Source organism: Candidatus Vampirococcus lugosii (genome assembly GCF_018420025.1).
In the GTDB taxonomy this organism is placed as follows: domain Bacteria; phylum Patescibacteriota; class Gracilibacteria; order Absconditabacterales; family Absconditicoccaceae; genus Vampirococcus; species Vampirococcus lugosii.
Genome location: NZ_JAEDAM010000010.1, coordinates 1 through 21,222 on the forward strand (window position 1 = coordinate 1; position 21,222 = coordinate 21,222).

At 23.9% G+C, this 21,222-nt stretch carries 9 protein-coding genes; all 9 read left to right on the plus strand.

The window, feature by feature from the left end; all coding sequences use genetic code 25:
- The first annotated feature begins 354 nt into the window (after positions 1-354).
- The 9 genes from VAMP_RS01460 to VAMP_RS01500 all read left to right on the plus strand — a co-directional run bounded on the left by VAMP_RS01460 (position 355) and on the right by VAMP_RS01500 (position 21,016).
- Positions 355-978: a transposase gene (locus tag VAMP_RS01460; RefSeq protein ID WP_213348471.1), complete on the plus strand. Its 624-nt coding sequence runs from the start codon at positions 355-357 to the stop codon at positions 976-978.
- Positions 979-1,277: 299 nt separating this feature from the next.
- Positions 1,278-1,775, plus strand: a complete 498-nt coding sequence (locus VAMP_RS01465) for a hypothetical protein (protein WP_213348473.1) — start codon at positions 1,278-1,280, stop codon at positions 1,773-1,775.
- A complete protein-coding gene (locus VAMP_RS01470; protein ID WP_213348475.1) occupies positions 1,744-14,205 on the plus strand; it encodes an FG-GAP repeat domain-containing protein in 12,462 nt (4,153 codons plus the stop codon). Before VAMP_RS01465 ends, VAMP_RS01470 begins: the two co-directional genes overlap by 32 nt.
- A gap of 30 nt (positions 14,206-14,235) precedes the next feature.
- Positions 14,236-15,036 (plus strand): hypothetical protein, encoded by an 801-nt coding sequence (locus tag VAMP_RS01475; RefSeq protein ID WP_213348477.1) that lies wholly within the window; start codon positions 14,236-14,238, stop codon positions 15,034-15,036.
- A gap of 28 nt (positions 15,037-15,064) precedes the next feature.
- Positions 15,065-16,471, plus strand: a complete 1,407-nt coding sequence (locus VAMP_RS01480) for a hypothetical protein (protein WP_213348479.1) — start codon at positions 15,065-15,067, stop codon at positions 16,469-16,471.
- Positions 16,472-16,499: 28 nt separating this feature from the next.
- Positions 16,500-17,741, plus strand: a complete 1,242-nt coding sequence (locus tag VAMP_RS01485) for a hypothetical protein (RefSeq protein WP_213348481.1) — start codon at positions 16,500-16,502, stop codon at positions 17,739-17,741.
- A 26-nt stretch (positions 17,742-17,767) separates the two neighbouring features.
- On the plus strand, positions 17,768-19,681 hold the full coding sequence (locus VAMP_RS01490; RefSeq protein WP_213348483.1) for a hypothetical protein: 1,914 nt from the start codon (positions 17,768-17,770) through the stop codon (positions 19,679-19,681).
- 82 nt (positions 19,682-19,763) lie between these two features.
- A complete protein-coding gene (locus VAMP_RS01495; RefSeq protein WP_213348485.1) occupies positions 19,764-20,069 on the plus strand; it encodes a hypothetical protein in 306 nt (101 codons plus the stop codon).
- Positions 20,070-20,089: 20 nt separating this feature from the next.
- On the plus strand, positions 20,090-21,016 hold the full coding sequence (locus VAMP_RS01500; protein WP_213348487.1) for a hypothetical protein: 927 nt from the start codon (positions 20,090-20,092) through the stop codon (positions 21,014-21,016).
- Positions 21,017-21,222 lie beyond the last annotated feature (206 nt).

Consider the following 21,222-nt stretch of genomic DNA (forward strand, 5'->3'; position numbering starts at 1 on the left):
GATCTTAAATATTAAAGCTGTAATTGCAGTTAATATTATAAGAATAGGTGTAAAAGTTAATAAATGATACATAAAAGAATTTTATATCAATAGATGCAACAAAATCTCCAATTGATATAAAAAATTATATAAATACTCTTATATAAAAAATTATTATAATATTTTTAAGATTTGTTTTTAAGTATAAATAATATAATTTTTCTAATCTTCTGCAGTAAAAAGATAAAAAAAGTTTGAAAAGTTAATTAAGAACTAATAAAAACAATAAATCAAAAAGGTGGAATTATTGGAAATTTATGAAAAAATATGTATAAAGGAAGCATTAAACTTAAGTTTAAATGCTTTATAGTATGTATGAGAAAAAATAGATATGTAAAAATTAAGTGAAAAACAGTATGGATAGAGAACTCAATTAGTTATTTGAGAAGCTTGAAAAAGGAGGTAGAGATAAGTCTGAAAGGAGGCAAGAAAATGAGAGGAAAACTTTACTATTGAATGGTAAAGATATTTGACTCAAACACTAAGAGAAAATATTATTTGGTGGTGATAAAAAATAATAAATGACAAAGAATGTTTCTTACAAACAAAAAAGTATGAAATGCAAAAGAAGCTATGGAAGTAATAAAAGTATATAGTTATAGATGGTTAATAGAAGAAACATATAAATATTTAAAACAAGAATATAATTTAGAGAAAATACATTTAAGAAGTGAAGTTGAAAGACTAAATAATTATTATAATATATTACTATCATCAATATGATTAGCTATGGTATGATTGGAAATAGTATGAGCTCAGGTTAAAGAAATGATATTAGAATTAAGGAAAGAAGATTGTATGTGATATAAACTAAAAAATATAATGTATGCCTGGTTAGAAGTAGTTGAATATATATTACATAATTGAAAATTTTTCCGAAATAGAAATCAAAGAAATTACCTACAGAATCAACAAAATTCACTCTTTTCTTTAATTTAGGTGCAGAAGATTAGAACAATTTTAAATTGATTTTTAAGTTTATTTGGATTTTTTTTTTAAATTCTAATTCTTTTATTTTTTGTCATATAATATATATTTTTTTATAAAAAATGATTATAACTTTACAAGTCCTGATTAAATTCTAGGTTACACAAGACTTTTTAAAAAAAATTAATTTATTTGATTTTTTTATACATATTAAATATAATTTTATTTGATTTTTTTACTAATAATTCTTATAATTAAAATTGATTAATATTTATTTTGTATTTTTAAGAAAAATTTTGATGTTTAAACATATGGAAAAAAATAATAATGAAATTAAAAAAAGAATATTTGTATTTTTATTTTTAATTATATATTTGTCATCTTTTTTGTTAAATAATTTTATATTTTTTTTGTGGTGAAATGTTTCTGCTTATACTCCCAAAGATACTAATAATAATTTAGTTGCTGTTTTGGTCGATTCAGATATTTATAATTGATGAGTGTGAAACGATATTAAACGGTATGCTCAAAATTATATTCAATGATCTATTTCGGATAGTAAAGCTATAATAATTCCTGTTAATATTGATAATTTTACTGCTCCTGATATTGTAAAAATATTGCAAAATTTGTATTTTGAATGACAAAAAGATGCACCTTCATCTTTGATATGAACAATTTTAATATGAGATATACCTTTACCTGTAGTTAATAATAATAAATTTATTTATCCTAATATTTTCCCTTATGTGAATTTTGAAAAAAATAAATATGTATATGATAATAATACTTGATTTTTTTGTAAATAATTGAAATAAAAGTTCTACTCCTGATATTTGGCATTGATTAATAAGATTTGATTCAAATAGTGAATATTCAGATTTCTTTAATAAATTAAAAAATTATTCATCTGATCCAGAATCTTATGTAGATAAGAAATTTTGGTTTGAAGATTTTGTAATGTTGCAAGATTATTTTAATGATCATAATCTTTCATATTATCTTAATAATTTTATTTTTATGGAAGATTTGATATATAACAGATATACAAATTTATTATTAGAGGTCTTACAATGAGGTTATATAAATAATCTTACTAAAAAAATAAATGATTTTGATTCTTGAATTGATGATTTGAGACAGAGAGCAAATCAAAATATGGAATGAAAATGAGAAACTTTTAAAAATTTATCTGATGAATATTTTGATCAAGCTGAACATATATCTTCTTTTTTTGAAGAGGAAGAAGTAGCAAATGCAACAAAAGATTCATGATGAGTACCTACTTTGATGGTAAGAGAAAATGTAGAATCATTATTTAAGTCTTATAATGAAGTTTTTGGTCAAACATATTTTTCACAAATGAGAGATAATGTTTTAGCATCTTGAAGATGGGATACTGAAGATTTATGAAGTCATGTAGATAAAATATTTGTTCAAGATCAAACTTCTCAAGAATTCTTATATAGTATTAATGAATCATTGGAATCTGCTGTTGATGAACAAGTGGCAGAAGAAGAATATTATATGACTATTCCTGTCCCTAGTTTTTATATAGAAGATGAATTTGAAGAAGATAAAAAAGAATTTGAAAATTTTTATTTTGGTAAAGCACTTACTGAAATAATTTCTGCTCAAGATTTTTCAATATTTAATTGAAAATTTGGTAATTATTCTATTGAAGATTTAGATTCTTATTCTTTACAAGATCGTGAAGAATACGAACATACTCAATCTATTGGTTCTACAACTTGAATTTTGGATGCTCAAGTTATAGCAAGTAGATGATATAATTTGTCTATTGCACAAGAAGAATATGACCTTTATGAAAATACAAAAAGATGATGAGAAAATGAACAAGAACGGGCAGAAAGACGATGGTGATGAGCATCTCCTCTAAATCTTGATTATGATCAATTTCCTGATTATATTCTAAAATCTTTTGATAGATATAATACTTGGAATCCATATTGGAATAGAAATATATGATGAACTATATATGATGTAGCTTGATCTATACAAATTGATGAAGAAGAGGAAGAAGCTTATTCATACTTATGATATCCTAAATATTCTACAAATGTAAGAGTTAAAGAAGATGATGAAGAAATAGAATATATAAAAAAATGAAATACTAAAGTAAATAAAATAAAAGAATATTCTGAATTAGATTTTTTTAATGTTTATACAAAAAAACCTCAAGATTTTAATACAGAACATTTTCCTTTGCCTAATATGATTCCTCCTAAAGAAATGATAATCGGTCTTCATAATGCTGAACAAGAATTTTTTGATTTTGAAAAATGATGAACAGAAATTGATTATATTGATCCTAGTACCGTAGTATGATCTTGAACTTATAGTGAATGATATTCAATTTGAACTTTTGAATGATTAAAAGATGCACATTGATGAAGTTCTAATTGTGTTGATAATTCTTCTTGTCCTTATGTTTGAGATCATAGAGCTGATGAATTTAATGATTGATTTAATGATTGATACAATAAATGATTTGATTATATGAATTGATATTTGGATTGAGTTTCAGATTGAGAATCTGATATTTGATGAACAAAATATGATTCAAAAAATATTCCTGATTGAGCTTCTTCTGATTATGTTCTATGATATGAAGAATGATATGAAGATTGATATCATGATTGACTTTTGAAAAAATTTAATTCTGAATGGGATGATGTAAAAAATGAACATGATTGAGTGTTTGATCCATTTATGTTTGGTATGTCAGATGAATTTGATATTAATGTTTTGGGTTTGCCAGATCCTGATATGATGGATATTTATAATTATTTTTATGATACTATAGAAACTAGAGTTTATAATAAATCTGTAACTAAAGAAAATCTTTTGTTAAAAACTCTTACTACAGTAAATAGAGCAATTGATAGTTTTAGAAATATGACATTTAAATGAGTTTGATGAGATGTAGTAGAATTTTTCTATCCAAATGTTTTTGAAACAGAATTATATAATGATTTATGAGATACTTTGGAACTTAAAGATTATGATTCTATAAAACCTGCTGTTGAATGATATTTAAAATGAAAAGTAGATGAGTATAATGATATATTAAATGAAAATTGGGATAATAGATTATTTGAATATTCTTCAAATATGATGGCTTATGATTTGCTTCATCAATATGATCCTATGGCTATGCCACTTTATCATGATTATGAATGAATGTGAACAACTCCACAAGCATGTCATTTTTTTGATGATGATTATGAATATGTAATTTGGCAAATTTCTGAATATGATGAATCTTATATAAGAAATGATATGTTAGATCTATTAGCATGAGATGTTAATTATTTTAATACTTACCCTAATAGAAGTTGAGATTGAACGACTCATCCTGATGATATTGATGAGCGACCTATAGAAGATGTTGTTGAATATATACTTGATAATTTTAGTTTTAAAATTGATTATTTAAAATATCATTATGCATCTACTTATCCATGAAGAGTTGCTTGACAACTATCAAGTGATTTAAATTATTATAATCAATCTGGTTGTTATACAGAACATAAATATGAATTATTTGAAGAAGATCATTTTATAGATACATTATGAGATGAAAATATACAAAGAATAGTTGATAATTTATATTATATTAATATGTGATGGTCAACTAGAACTAAACAAGATAATGTACTTGATAATTTTGATCAAATAAAAAAAGATTTTAATATTGATGAAAAAATAGAATATATATTAGATATGCATTTGGAAAATGATGCAAATGATGATATTGTCTCAAATCCTAATTATTGACAAAATGGTTATGAAGTATGATTTATATCTTCAAATTGAGCTGATAGTGTTTATTTATGAGCAGATGATGAATGATATTGAACTTCATTACCAGATGATCTTAAAGATTTACAAAATGCTATTTCTTCATGAAAATCTTGATCTTCAGGTGAAGATTGATTTGATGATTTTAATATAGAAAGTAATTTATCTACTATGCTTTGATATTCAGAACTTGAAGAACAGTGTTGAGTTCCACCTGGTTGAGCAGTAGATCTTTGGGAATGGCCATCTGCTTTTACATGTTGGTTAAATGAAACATTATCCAAACCTGTTTCAATAGAGTTTTCAAATTCTTGTACTATGGGACCTAGTTTTGAAGATTTATGAGAAACTTATGATACTGATTTTTATTCTTCATCTTGATCTGATTGAGATTTTAGTAGTGATGAAGATGATTGAGATGATAAAAGTTTTGCTGATAATAGTATTTATTGAAATTCTTGATGAAAACTTTCAAATATAGAAATTGAAACTCCAACTGATACTTTAATTAAATGATGACAATTACCTATACAATTAAATGCTTTTGATGAAGATACTAGACCAATGTGAATGACAGTTCCAACTTATACTTTGTCAATTCAAGATGATGAATGAAATGTGCTATGAAATTTTTTGGCTTGATGAAATTCTTTTGAAAAAATAAATGTAAGTAATTTTAATTCTTATTATTTATTTGATAGTTCAGATATTCCTGATAATTTAGATTCTGTAAATATAGTTTTGGAAATTGATCCTTTTTATGAAAATTTTGATTATCCTCAAAAGATTGAAAAAACTATAAGTCTTCAATGAGTTTCTTGACCTAGTTTGGAAGATATAGAATATACTTTACCTAACTCTTTAGATGAAATTTATAATCAAAATGATTCTTGAAAACCTATTCCTATAGAATCAAAACTTATTCCATATTCAATAAATATATGATCTAGTATTTCTTCTCCAGTTACTGTTTATTCAAAAGATAAAACACTTTTGGCTTGAGAAATAAAATCTAATTGAGAATTTGAATTTAAAGAAAATTTTGTTATGGAAAATTGACAATTAGATTTTTATCTTCATCCAAGTTTTAAAGCTTGAGAAGATATTTTGATAGTAGATATTCCTTGAATTTGAGAATTAAATGCTAATATTTTGATAAATCCAGCTTCTATATATTCTTTGAATTTAAGTGTTGAAAATCCTTCTGTAGATGCATGAGATATTAATATTTGAAAAGTTGTATGAAAAGACTATTGGTGAAATGATGTAAAAAATTGAGGTAATATATTAGTTGAAGTAAGTTGAAATGCTACAATTCAATGAAATAAATCTACTACCGTTAATTCATGACAAAATTTTCAAATTAATACTGATAAACCTGGTGGTAAAGTTTATCTTACTGCCAAAATAGATTGAAAAGATTTGGAAACTTATATTCCTGATTATATATCTTTTTTGGTTAAAGATACTACTTGGTGGGAAGAATGAAAAGATATTAATGTTATGTATTTAAGTCTTTTTGGTTGAGATTGGGGAAATCAATGGGGATATTTTTCTGATAATAATAAATTTATGCAAAAAATGTTTTCTAGTTCTTCAAAAATGTTGGCTTCTACAACTATGCTTGTTGATCCTGAAAATATTAAGAAATTTAAATATATAGTATATCCAGATCTTAGTATAAATAATGTTTGAAATTATAAAAATAATATTTCTATAGATAATTGAAATATTTATGCTAATTTATATCATAGAAATTGAAATATTTGAAAAATAAAATTATTATCTAATTCTGCTAATATACAAGTTTCAAGTGATTGATTTACTACATTTAGTTCAGATTGAATTTATTATGTTCCTGATAGTTTAGATTATAGAATTAATTTAAATGAATTTAATGATTGAACTCTTTTTATAAATAATGAAGAAGTTTTAAATTTACAAAATTGATTTATTCATAATGATTTGTCAATTTCTCTATCTGATAATTTTGAAAAATGAAAATCTTATTGGGAAGTTAAATACAAAAATATAAATGTTTGAAAATTATTTTTTCATAAAAATTCTAATACTTATTCTTATTCTGATATAGAAAATTATGAATGACAATTAATTACCGATATGTTTGTTTCTTGAAGTACTAATAGAAAATGATGAGTTTGAGTTTATGATCCAGATTCTAAGTTTTCTGAAACTAAATCTTATGATAGTATTGAACATTCAGATGATGAAAATAAAGATATTGGTACTAGAAATAATTTTGCTAATATTACAAGTTTTGCTAATTGAAATAATGTATGAGATGCAAGTAAACATTTTGCTTCTGAATTTGTAATTAATTTTGGTGATCCAGTATTATCAAGAATTGATAAAAATGATATTATTGATAATACAAATTACGATTCTTGAATTTGAAAAAAAGTTTTTTCTGAAAGTAATGAAAGTATATTTAAAGTGTCAGATATAAATTATGATAGAAGTTGAAGAAAATGATTGGCAATTGCATATAGAAATTGAACAGTTAGATTATTAAAAAATTATGGTTGAGATGAACCTTTTGTTGATATGTGAGATCTTATAGTTCTTAGTGATTGAATAAAAGATTTTTATGTATGAGATACTAATTGAAATTGATATGATGATATTATTGCCGTTACTAATAAAGATAGAATAAGAGTATTTGAAAATAATGATTGAATTATTCAAGCAAATTGAACTCCTGTTTGTTTAGATGTTCCTGGTTGACCAGAAGATTTTAGTATGGTAAATCAAATGTTTATTGAAGATATGAATTGAGATTGAACTGCTGATATTGTTACAGTTGATAAAAATTGAGATATTAAAGCTTTTTATGATGGTTATCTTTCTGATTGAAAACTTTCTTGTCAAGATTGATGGCAAGATAATTTGGAACAAGAATTAATTGAAAGTTATGGTTTAAAAATTACTGATGAAAAATTTTATGATGATAGTTTGATGCATTGGAATACATTGGTAAATGAAAATGTTATGGAAATTGATTTGGATGATGATTTATGTAAAAGGGATATTAATGCATTACAAAAATATATGAATCTAATTGATTCAGATAGTTATTGAACTAGAAATCAAATACAAAATATGATTAATTCTGAAAAAGATCTTACTAGTAATTTGAGTTATTATGATTTTGGTGTTTTTGATAATTTTAGGAAACAATTTGATATTCAAAATCAAATGTCTAAACTTTATATGATTGCTCAAGATGAATGAGAAACAGAATTTTTGAGAAATATTGAATATTGTCTTCCAATATCAAATAGCTTTAATCATACTATTTGTGAAAAAAGTGAATCTGAATTAGAATCTTTATTTGAACAATATATTGATGATTGACAGTTTAATTTGGCATTAGAAGTAGCTTTTTGTGAATATGATGAAGATATTTGTGATGAAAATAAATCTTTTGAAGAATTGATGCAAGATTTTGATGAATATGTAGAAAATGAAGAAAATGAAGATGCTATTGAAGTTGTATCTTGTACTTATGATGAAGATTTTTGTGATGAATATACTGATGAAGAAATTGAAGAAAATATGAAAAATCTTGCAAGTCAAGATGATGAAAGACTTTATTCAAAATTTTTGGCATGTAAAACTTATTTTGACCACTATGATATATCTGGTATGTTTGGTGATAATTTTTTGGATGAAATAAAATATGAAATGTTGTCAAATGAATTTTTACCGATGTATTATAATCAATGGGATGATGATTTTGTGTATTATATTAAATCAAAAAGAGCTTGATTAGATGATGTAGATGAAATTGAATTTTATAAAAATTTTGAAGCTGAAAATGAAGATATACAAGCTTGAGATGAAATAACTGTAAATATAAATATAGTAAATAAATCAAATAAAACAATTAAAGCCACATATTTGGAAAATTTGATGTGACCTTGGTCTATACTTAGACAAGAAGATGATAGTATATATTGATTTGATTTATGAGCTTTAAATGATGATGTTGTTATAAAACGGAATAATATACAACCATATCAATTTCAAATTGATAATATAAGTTTAAATCCTTGAGAAACTAAAACTTTTTCATTTCCAGTTATTTATCAATGATTTGATTCTTTAAATGTAGAATTAGATACTATATGAAGTAATTGATGAAATTGATGATGATGAAATTGATGATGATGAAATTGATGATGATGAAATTGATGATGATGAAATTGATGATGATGAAATTGATGATGATGAAATTGATGATGATGAAATTGATGATGATGAAATTGATGATGATGAAATTGATGATGATGAAATTGAGGAAATTCAAATCCTAGTCTTAAAGTTTATTCAGATGATCAGTGTATGCAATGATATGATTTACATACTAATTCATGATGATGATTTTCTTCTGAATTTGTAAATACTGGTCAAGAATACGAAGATTGGTTAACTGAACAAGAAGAGCTTGCACAAGAAGTTTATGATGAAATGGAAGAAAAAATGCAAGAAATTAAAGATTCTGGTGATCTTGATAATTTTGATTATATAGAGTCAATGAACTCTCGGTCAACTAAAAATGTTTTAAATTCTGATAATCAAATTAATATTGATATTTTTGAATGAAGTTTATCCGATAAGTGGAGTGATTATGAAACTATAGTTGATGGTTTATGTGGTTGATATGATTTTTCAGATTCTAGTTGTGGTTTAAATATTCCTATAAATAGGGCATTTTTTGCACCTTGATTTTATCAATCTTTTGTTTGTGTGCCATTGCTTGATAGATGACTACCAGTTTTTTGGCGGCCAGGTACAGCACGGAAGAGTTGAACTCCAGTTCCAGTTCCTAATGGAGCACAAAGTTTAGATGATCCTATACCAACTTGATGAGTTTATCCGTCTGCTGTTAGATTTTATGTTTCACCAACTTTGACAGGTAGTTTATGATTTGCTATTTGTGTATGATCATATACAGCTTGAATGACTATTCCGCCTCCTATGTGAGTTGTTTCTTGAAATTGTGTTGTTACAGCAATTAGTTTACCTTTATCTTGTGATAATGATGAATGAAATTGATGATGACAAGATCCAGATTGAAATCCATCAGATGCAGTTGTTGCAGATTGGCAATTTGATATGTACAAAAATGGTCAATGTAATGAAGATTTTTGACATTGAGATAGAAAAACATCACCAGCAAGTATATGATCTACAAAAAACAATATTCCATGAGATTTATCATGAGAATATCTTTGATGACTTATTAATTTTGAGACAAAACCTAATAATGTTAATTTATCAAGTATGGCGGATAATATTGGTTTGGACACTACTGAAATTAAATGAAAATGATGATTTACTTTAAAAATAGAATGATGATCCGTTAGAGGAATTATTCAATGTATTATTGAAAAATGGATAGATAAACAAATAAGATATATTATAAATAATCTTACACAGATGACTATCTATATTTATTTACCTGATCTTAGTCAAGTAAGTGAATGATTTGAAAAAGTTAATATTGAAAATTTTACAAATATTATTAGTGATGTTAATAATAGAATTGATTGATTATTAAATTCTATGTCTAATCCAGAATCTCCTATTGATTATTTACCATCTCAAGAAGTATATAGAAATTTATCTCAAACTGCTAGCAATCCTTTTGATGCTATATCTACTTTATTTAATGATATACCACTTATTAATTTTGAAACAAGGAATATTTCTATACAAGTTCCTATGATATCATCTGAAGAAATTGAAAGATATCTTACTTATCTTAATTGACGGTTGGATAGAAATAAATGAATAGTAGAAGAATGGACTAATATAACTGATAATGTTTCTATATGAGTCGATGCTAATGAACTTATAAATTCAGTAGAGAAAAATATAAAAACTTTACAAGAATATAAAGATTTCCCAGCAAAATTATATGATTATATTCATATAATAGATAGATATCTTGCAGAATTAAGTTGTATAATAGAGACTTTTATAAATTGAATTGTTAATCGGCTTGAACAAAATGCAGCAAGATTTGAATCTTGGGTAGATTTTATTATTTTAATGATTGCTGTGATAGAAACTTGGCAAGTTTTGATTGATTTTTCTGTAAATTGGAGACAAAAATGTGCAGAATGTAGAGTAGATACTTATGACTTTTATTCTTGTGCATTAGGTTTGTTATGTATAGATTTACCAATATTGCCTATACCTCCATTTAGACTTCCAGACATTATAATTGATTTATCTCATATTGATTTATCTGTAGATGTTTTATTACCAAGATTTAGATTTGAACCTATATCTGTTCCTTTACCAGAAATTCCAGATATTCCAAGACCTCCATCTGCTAATTTAGATGTAATTTTACCTAGTATACCAGAATTACCAGAACTTCCTGAATTACCAGAAATACCTTCTTTTTTACCTACTATAGAAATAGAATTACCTTTATTGCCTCCAGCTCCTAAAATTCCTGAAATTCTTCCTCAGATTGAAGTTATTGTTGATATTGCAGAATTTATATGAGAATTGTTATGTATTATTAAAGCATGAATTGGTATGGTTGCTGAATGGAATGTTAAAACTAGAATTGAGCAACTTACACAGAGAACAACTAGGGTTGATCCTTTTGATTCTTTAAAAACTACATTTCCAGATCCTCCATTGAAAGGTTTTGATATAAGAATTGATAGTTTTGTTCAATTACAATTTGAATTTGAAGAAATATATAATTTTGCAAAAGATTTAGCTGATCAAATAAATGAGCAAACTAATAAGCTTTGAGAATCTGTTCAAAAAAATAAAATTGAATTTGAATGATTTGAATGACTTGATGATTATGATAAAACTATTGATTTGAATTCTTATAATATAAATAAACCTGATATAAGAGAACAAGATAATTTATTTGCATTTGATGAAAGCTCATATGATTGAAGTATTCCTTATAAAAAAGCTTTTTCTTCGTTGAGAAGTTGACTTATGTATTTTTATGAACAATGATATAACCTTGAAGCAACTCAAAAATCTAAAGATATAATTGATATGCTTGATACTGATACTTGAGTTAAACCAAATTATAAATGATTTGATAAATTACAAAGTTCTTTTGATGAAGTGATTGAAAATGAATATGATTATTATGAAGATATTCTTTCACAAGTTTCTGATTGGGATTCATTTATTCAATCTTTAGATTCAAATCTTTTGATAAATAATTCTTATGAAAAAAATTATTCATTATGAGTAAATTTGTTTGATTGAAATCAAGATATAGTTGATAAAATATCTTCTCAAAAAAATCCTAAAGCTGAATATTTGGATATGAATATGCAAATAGTAGATGGTATGCAAAATGCTTTGGCAAATAATACTCCAGAAAGTTTAAATATGGACTCCAAAACATATAAAAAAACTAATATGTATCTATCATCACTTAGTGAAAATATAAAACAAGTGAGACCACATTTTGAAGATGATATTCCTTTATCAAATTGAAATTCTGCTCCACAAAATAATGAATCAAATTCTAGATTAAATCTATGAGATTCATGAGTGGAAAGTGTAGATCCTAGTCAATATATGAAATGATTTTTTGTTCAATGAAATGATTGAAAATATCATAATGTTGTAAAATGGAAAGAAAAAGGTGATGAAATATTTAAAAATTGAAATTATAAATTTGTTGATATAAATGCTGATTGATGAAAAGATATTATTTTATGGGATGATAGTAATGTTTATATTAAATATTATGATCAAGAAGATTTTCATAATGAATGAAATCCTAATTATAATACTGATCTTTATGAAACATTTTCAAATTTTAATACAGTTGATATTCTTAAAGCAAGAACTAATGACGATTGATATCGTGAAATAAACTGAAAACTTTATAAAATTTGGTCAGATGAATATTGAATAAATAATTTTAAGAGAAGTTGACAGACATTACATAATGTTAGTTTTGAATGGGATTCATATGATAATGCAGATTGATATCTATTAAAATTTACTCAAAGAGTAGATTTGTTCCATGAAAAATATGACTTTTCTTCTGATAGTTTTGAAGAAAAATATGTTCTTTTGCATCCTGATTCAGATTTGAATGAACTTAATATAAATGATAAATGAAATTTAAATTGAAATATTAATGAAATTATTGAAAATAATGAAATAGTTATGAATAGAACTTTTAAATCAGATTCAAAAAAATTGAGTATTACTTTGGATAATAATGCAGTTGATGATAGATGGAATTATATAAAGATTATACCTTTAAATTTGGATTGAAATCAATTAAGTAAATCTTGACCTCGGGTAAATCAAGAAGTTTGATGAGTTCAAATACGGTCAGATATAACTTCTCCTTCATTATCTCCTAATATGTATAAATCTGAAGAATCAATTTCATCATTAGATGATATGCAAGATCAAGAATTAATATCTAATTGAAATTTTATGGTTTGATATATAAATACTAATTATGATTTAGTATTTGATTGGGAAGATGATTGAAATATAAATTCTATGTCTATATCTAGTGAATGAAAATCTTATTCAAGTTCTTGAGCTTGAGATAATTGAATATTTTGAAAAAATGTAATATTTGATGAAGAAAATAATGCTATAATTATATCAGATTTATTTATAGATCAAGAAAAAACTATAAATTATAATATTTGATCTGTAGATTCTGCTTGAAATATTTCAAATAGAAATTTACAAGTTAAAATAAAAGTTCCAAGTATTAAAATTGATTCTGTAGAATCAGATTGAACTGCTATTGAAGTAATGGGTAGTTTATCAAATAGTATTGATGAATGAAAAGTTGGAATACAAGTAAATAGAAATTGAGTATGGCAAGATATTGAATCTAGTCCAGATTGAAATTATTTATTTGATTTGGATGAAAATTGAAAAACATATAATGCTTGAAATTTTGTTCAATCAGAACTTATATGAATGTATCATAATGAAGAAAAAATATGAAATATTGATATAGAAAATGCTAATATTAAAATATTTGATGAGTTTGAAGATGATTATGAAACTTGAATTCATTTTAGAAATTCTGTCCCTACTATTTTTATAAAAAATGATAATTCAGAAATATTTAATATTGTATTACCTATATCCGATTTGATTGATGTAGAAACAACTAGTTGAGATTATGAAATTAATCAATTGTCAGCTCTATATTCATGTGTTTATAGTAAACAAAATAATGATTGTGTTATTTATTATGATATTAATTGAAGAGTTGTATCAAATTCAGATTATTATATTACTTGAGAATATAATTTAAAATCTAATGGACAAATTGAATATTATATATATAATAATGAATGAACTAAAATAGTTAACTTTTTATTAGAATTATGAGATTTTAAATAAAAATATTTTAAATATTAATATAAATTATTTATGAAAAAATATATATTATTTTGATTAGTATTTATTTTTGGAACTAATTTAACTTGGTGAGCTCTTTCTATTCCTTATGATTGTTGAGTTGTAAATCAAGAAAAAGATAGATATATGGAAATGTTTGAATCATTAGATAATGATATTTTATCAGAAGCTGAATTGGAACTTGCTTATGATAATCTTAAAGATTTTTGTTGTTCCAAATCTTATCTTGAAGATGATTGCGATTCTTGAGAGAGTAAAAAGTATCCTGAATCTCCTTATTTATATGATCATATTGTAGATATATGATTTAGAAAACTTGATTGAGAAGAAGAACTTTTGTATGATTGAGTTGAACTTGATGAAAAATGACAAGAACGAAGAGAAGAAATAAGAGAATTGGCAAATAGTGAAGATATTGTCTCTCCACAAGTTATTAATAATACATTTGATCAATATTGGGATGTATGATGAAGTGATTGAATGTATAGAAAATATCAATTACTTTGTAAAGAATCTTGACTTGTTCAAACTAAAGTATTTAGTATTTTTTCAGATGATACATCAGTTTCTGAACTTACTAATGCATGTAATTGAATGTTGCAAGATCGTGTAGATAGAGAACTTACTTATGTTAAGTCTTTGATGAATGTTAGATGAGATCATTTTATGACTACTAATTTGATAAATTACACAGATAAATATTTTGCAAGAAATAGATGAATAAGTTTATTGGAAAAGCTTGTACATTTTGAAGCACTATTATTACAAGTTACAAAAAAAGTTAATGAATGAACTCCTCAATGTTCTGGTTAAATTATTTATTTTGATTATATTTTAGTATATGAAAAAATTTATATTATTATTAATAATACTATATAATATTACTATAAATAATATTTATGCATCTGATGAAGCATGTTTCAATACTCATCCAGAAATTAATGAATATATTGATTCTATGAGAGAAGTTATAAATAGTATTGAATGAAAAGATTTTTCTTCAGAAGAATTGTGATGAGATAGTATATCACAGTTTGGGCAAGGATTTTCAGATGTTAGTAGACAACTTTTAAGATGAACATATATGTCAGCTATTGTTATGAAAAACATAACTTTGGATGCTGTTTGATGACAATCATTTACAAATTTAAAAATGATTTTTAATTCGGGAGTTGCTATTAGAGATTGGAAATTACTTTTGTATTTGGAAAGAGATCTTTCAGATAAAGCACCAAAAATTTGATATGCATGAATTCTTGGAGAAAAAATTAAAAAAGATGAATATGAACAATATCAAGAAATTTTGGAAGAGATATATATTATTGATAAAATATCGTGATGGGACCAGAATATTACTTATTCTGATCTTTTACAATTTATTTGGAAATTTAATACTTTTTATAAAGAAATATATTTGGATGCAGTAGGACATAATAAACCAGATTTTAGCTTGGAAGAAATGGCAAATAAATTATTTAGAACTACAAAACTTAAAGTAGCAGAAATAAATAATGATGAATATCAAGAATTTAAAGAATATTATAGATTAGCAGTAGGATCAGATAATATTTGTGAAGATAATTATTCAGAAAAGTTTTTGGAAAATATACAAAAAATTACTTGAAATTCTGCATTTGATTGATGATCAGCTTTGGATAAATTTTCAGAATCTTGGCTTTTACTTCAAGAAGTATTGAATGATGTTAGAAGTTCTTGAGAATTAAGTAGAGAATATGAAGAAAGAAAAGAAAAATTACTTAAAAGACATTATGGAACAACTTTGGCAAATGATTTAATGTCTTATGAATGAACTTGGTGAGTTGGTATGACTAGAGATACTATTAAAAATGAAGTTTTGGATCCATTAGTTTCTTTTGTAGATAAATTGGAATATGTATCAAAAACTACCGAAGCAACGGATGAAGTTACTAAAGAACAAGTTGAGGAAAGTTTACAAAATAAACAATCTCGTGCAGTTGCAAAAGAAGCTTTTAGTGCTGAAATGACAAATACTTTTGATACAATATTAAGTATGCAACAAGAACAATTTGTTGAATCTACATTACAAGATCCTAGACCAATTACTCATGAAATTCCGTTTTTAAGTAAAAGAGTTTATGAATGAGTAAAAGTTTTATGAGATAGATGAAATGCTGATACTATCATTTATAATCTAGGTAATGCATGTCAATATCAATGTGTAAATCATTGAAATCCTTATTCTGATTGTTGGTATGATAATAAATAAGTTATTTATTTTAAAAATAAAAATAAAAATGATAAATAATTTCTTTAAAAAATTTTATGAAAAATATTTTAGTTATGTATTTTGGTGATTATTATTAGTTTTTGTAGTAATATTTTTTGTATTATTTTTTAATAAAGAAAATATTACAAATGATGAAAAAGTTGTTGCTCAATGAGATGACTCTAATATAAAATCTCATGATTTTGTAAATATTTTAAATAAAAATTTAGCGGATAAACAAATTACTAATAAGAAATGACTTATAGAAAATTACTGTAATACTATATTTAGTGATGAGCTTGAACTTATTGATTGATTTCAAAATATGACTTTTTATTATACTCCTAAAAAATCTATTTTTTTACATGCATTATGTTCTCATTTGGAAGATTTTGATGAATCAAAATTTGATGAAACTTTTTTGAATTATATTAATGATTGATATTTGGATGATATTTTGGACGAACCAGCTTGTGAATATGATGAAGAAAATGATATGAGTTGATGTAGATTTTCTTATTTTTTGCCAAAAATATTTTGAAATATTATAAATGAAGTATCAAATGTAAAATTAGCTAGTATATTAGGTATTTCTGATGAAGATATAGATGATTCAATTGAAGAATTTTCAAATATTTATTTTTGAGAATCTGAAGATATAGGCTGTGATGGTAAATATTATTTATATAATCAAGATATTGATGATTTGGAAACTATGCATTGTCAACATCCAGATACTTATGAATATTTTTCCAAATATTTACAAGAGATATTGGAACTATTAACTTCTTCAAAAATATTAAATCCTTTTGAAATAATTGAAGCAGAAGTTGAAAATGAAGAATGTCAATTAAATTTTGATTCTGATTTAATTGTTTGTTCTTTACTTACTAATGATTATCAACGGGAAAATTTAAAAAATTTATTATTGAATGAATTAATGTTTTATAATTTATTTATTACATATTTTCTTCAAAATTGAGATAATTCTTCTGTTACAGAATTTAAAGTTTGAGCAAATATAAGTGATAATATTAAAGATTTATGAGCAGAAATAAAAGCTCTTGAAAATGAAATCTCAGTTTCTCAAGAATCTATAAATAGAACATGGGATATGTTGCAAAATATTTATTTTACTTTCCCAACTCATATTTGATTTATGGCTTATAGAGAAGATTTAATAAGATTTAGAAATGAATTTGCAAAAGTTTATACTCCTATTCATCAAATGTATTCTAGATTTAGGAATGTTCAAGATACTAGAAGATAAGTTTTTTATTATATAAATTAATAATTATGAAAATAAAAATAAAATTTATTTTATCATTGATATTAATTTCTCCTATGTTTTCCAATTCTTTTTCTTTAAAAGAATATTACGAAGATGAAACAAAAGATTATGATCAAGATTCTTTGCTTGAAGATCATAATGAAAGTTCTTTTTTATGAAATATTTATACAAATTCACATAATTTGGTGAGAGAAACAAAATTAAAATCTGAAAAAGATAGTTTTTCATATGTTGTTGATTATCTTTCTGATATGTATTCTTGTAGTGTATCTGAAGATGATATTTATAATATTTATTCTGTGTCTAATCCTTCTTTTGTTTATATTCAATCTTGAATGGATCCAGATTCTCAAATAAGTACTGATAAAGATGATTTTATAGAATCTTGTAAAAATGTAGTTAGGTGTTTCGGTGACAATAATGTGGATGCTATTGAATGATATACTCAATCCACTAGAAATTTATGTACTAGTAAAGTAAATAGTATAGTTAATTCTTCACAAGATAATATAAGTAAAAATGAATCTATAAAATATGATAATTCTTGATCCGATATGTTTATGAATTGAAGTTTGGAAAATAGTCCTTTTGATTTATTAGTTGATATAAAAAATATATGAGACACTCTTTTTGAAGATAATGAAGAACCAGAAGAAATTAATTTTTATGAAACTGATTCTTGATGAAATTCAGATTGATCATCTTGATGAGATCAAACTTTATTAAATAAAACTTTATTAACTCAAAATTTATGAAATAAAACTTGATTAAATTCTGGTTTATTGACTACTAATTTGTTAAATTCAAATTTATTAGCTTTAAATTCATTAAATTGAGATTGAGAAAATCAAATTCCTAATGATTCTGTTTCAAATGGTTTAATAAATAATTTTGTTTGTAATGAAAATATTGATATAGTTAACCCAGAACAAATTTATGAACAAACTAATAAAGATATAAATCAAAATTTAGAAGATATATCAAATGCACATGATGATCTCGTATCACAACTAACACAAAATGTACCAAGTAATGATATAGATTTTGCATCAGACTGATCAGCTCAAGCTCTTGATAATTTTTTATGAAATCAATTTGAAGAACAATGATATGCAATTACTAATCCTGGTTGATGAAATTGAACTTGAGATTTAACTTGAACATCTCCATCTCCTATTGATGGAATTGATCATAATAGTTTTGTTTCAAAGATAGGTTGAATGTGATTAACTGATTGTATTAATGCATGAGATAAAGATAGTATATTTTGGATAAGAGTTTGTATGGTATATACAGAAACTACTTGAATAGTTGATCAAAAAACTATTATGGCAAGTGAAGAAGCAGTAGATGAAATTAATAATGTTTTATTAAATTTGAAAAGGACCTGATCTATTATGAAACATAAAAAAACTGATGAAATGCGGGAAATTGGTCTACAAGATATAGAATTTAGTAAAATATTTGCTTTTGATTTAGTGTTAAAAACTAAACCAACATTTCCTTGAGATGGAAAATATAAAGAAGAAGCAAGAATAGCAGTTATTGAAGAAAAAAATAAAGAGTTTGAAAAAAAAATATTGAAATTATCAGAAAGTCCTGATCTTAAATCAGAAAAAAATAAATATTTAGTAAGAGCAAATCCAGCAAGGATGGAATGAGAAACTAGAGCTTGATGAGATACTTCAAATAGACAATGAAATATTGATTATTTGTCTTCTTCTCAAGAAGATATGAAATTAGATCATGAAAAAGTATCATCAAATGAAAATGAATCTTCTATGTATGAGTATATGGATATTTTCCATTGATTTATAGAATTTAATCATGATTACTGGGAACAAAAAAATACAACTTTACATTCAATTGAAGATATATCTAGATGATTTAAAGAAAGAGTTGTTAGTTGAGGTTGATAAAATAATTATAGAAAAATTTGTATTATTTAGTATATATGATATACTATATATAAATTTTATTTATTATATGTTTATTATAAAAATGAAAAAAGAAGATAAATTTAAAATAGAAAAATCTTTATTCTTAAAACAAGAAACTAAAGATAAATTGATTAATAATTGGGAAAAATTAGACTCTTTTACAAAATATAAAATATTAAAAAAAGTAAAAGAATCTTCAGATTTGGAACATAAGTTATTTAATGATTTTTTTGAAAAAAATAAAGAGCCAGAAATTTTAATAAAACAGAAATTAAATAAAATAAAACAAAATCAAGTAAGAAAAATAGAAGAAATAAGTAGTTTAAATGCAGATTTAGAAATAGAAGATAAATTAAATAATATTTAATATTTAAATTTAATATAAATATGTGATTTTGATGATTGAGAGAAGAAATTAGAAGTAGCTTTGGTCTTGATGAACAAGAAGAAATTAAAAACAATGAAGAAAAAGAAAATTGACAAGAAAAAAATGAAGAAATTGATTATTTTGACTTGCCAGAAGAGGTAAGAGAAGAACTTGCTAATGATTTTTTTGAAAATGTAAAAGATAAAATACAAGCATCTCAAGATGATATTAAAAAATTTGCAGAAGAGGAAGCATGATTGTTTTGATTATGAGAACAAAAAATAATAAATGAAATGAATCAAGAGATAATGGATTTTGTAGTACAAACTATTTCTTGAGAATGATTTGATTCATATCAACTTAAAAATTCTTTATCTATAGATGATTATTTAAATAATTTAGATCAAGGTATACAAGAATTAATAGAAACTGGTTCCAAAAGTGATTTTGAAATATCAGATAATCTTAAAAATGAAATTAGAAATTATTTATGATGAGATAGTATTGATATTTCAATAAATGAAGCATTAAATTCATGAAATGTGGAATGATTAGATGAATTACAATTTTCTAAATCTAATATAGAAGAGTCTTCTAATTTAATTTTTGAAAATATAAAAGATAAAATACAAGCATCTCAAGATGATATTAAAAAATTTGCAGAAGAAAATGCATGAATGTTTTGAGCATGAAAAGAAAAAATAGCAGATGAAATGAATCAAGAGATAATGGATTTTGTAATGCAAACTATTTCTTGAGAATGATTTGATTCATATCAACTTAAAAATTTTAAAAATATAGATGATTATTTAAATAATTTGGATAAAGGTATACAAGAATTAATAGTATATGGGAATATAAATGATTTTAAAAATTGAGAATCTAAAAAAGAAGATGAAAAATGGGAAGAAGAATATTACTCATGAATTTTTAATCGTAATGAATAAATTTTAATATACATTAAACTCATCTTTGTAGAACAAAATTTCTAAATCCTTGATTTAGACAAGGATTTGCAAGAAAATAAAAATAGATTTGTGTACTACACAAATCTATTTTTATTTTAAATAATTTTTCTTGAAGCTCATTTATTTGTTATACTTTATTTATTCTCAACAAGTAAGTAATATCAAATTATTTATTTAATTTTATT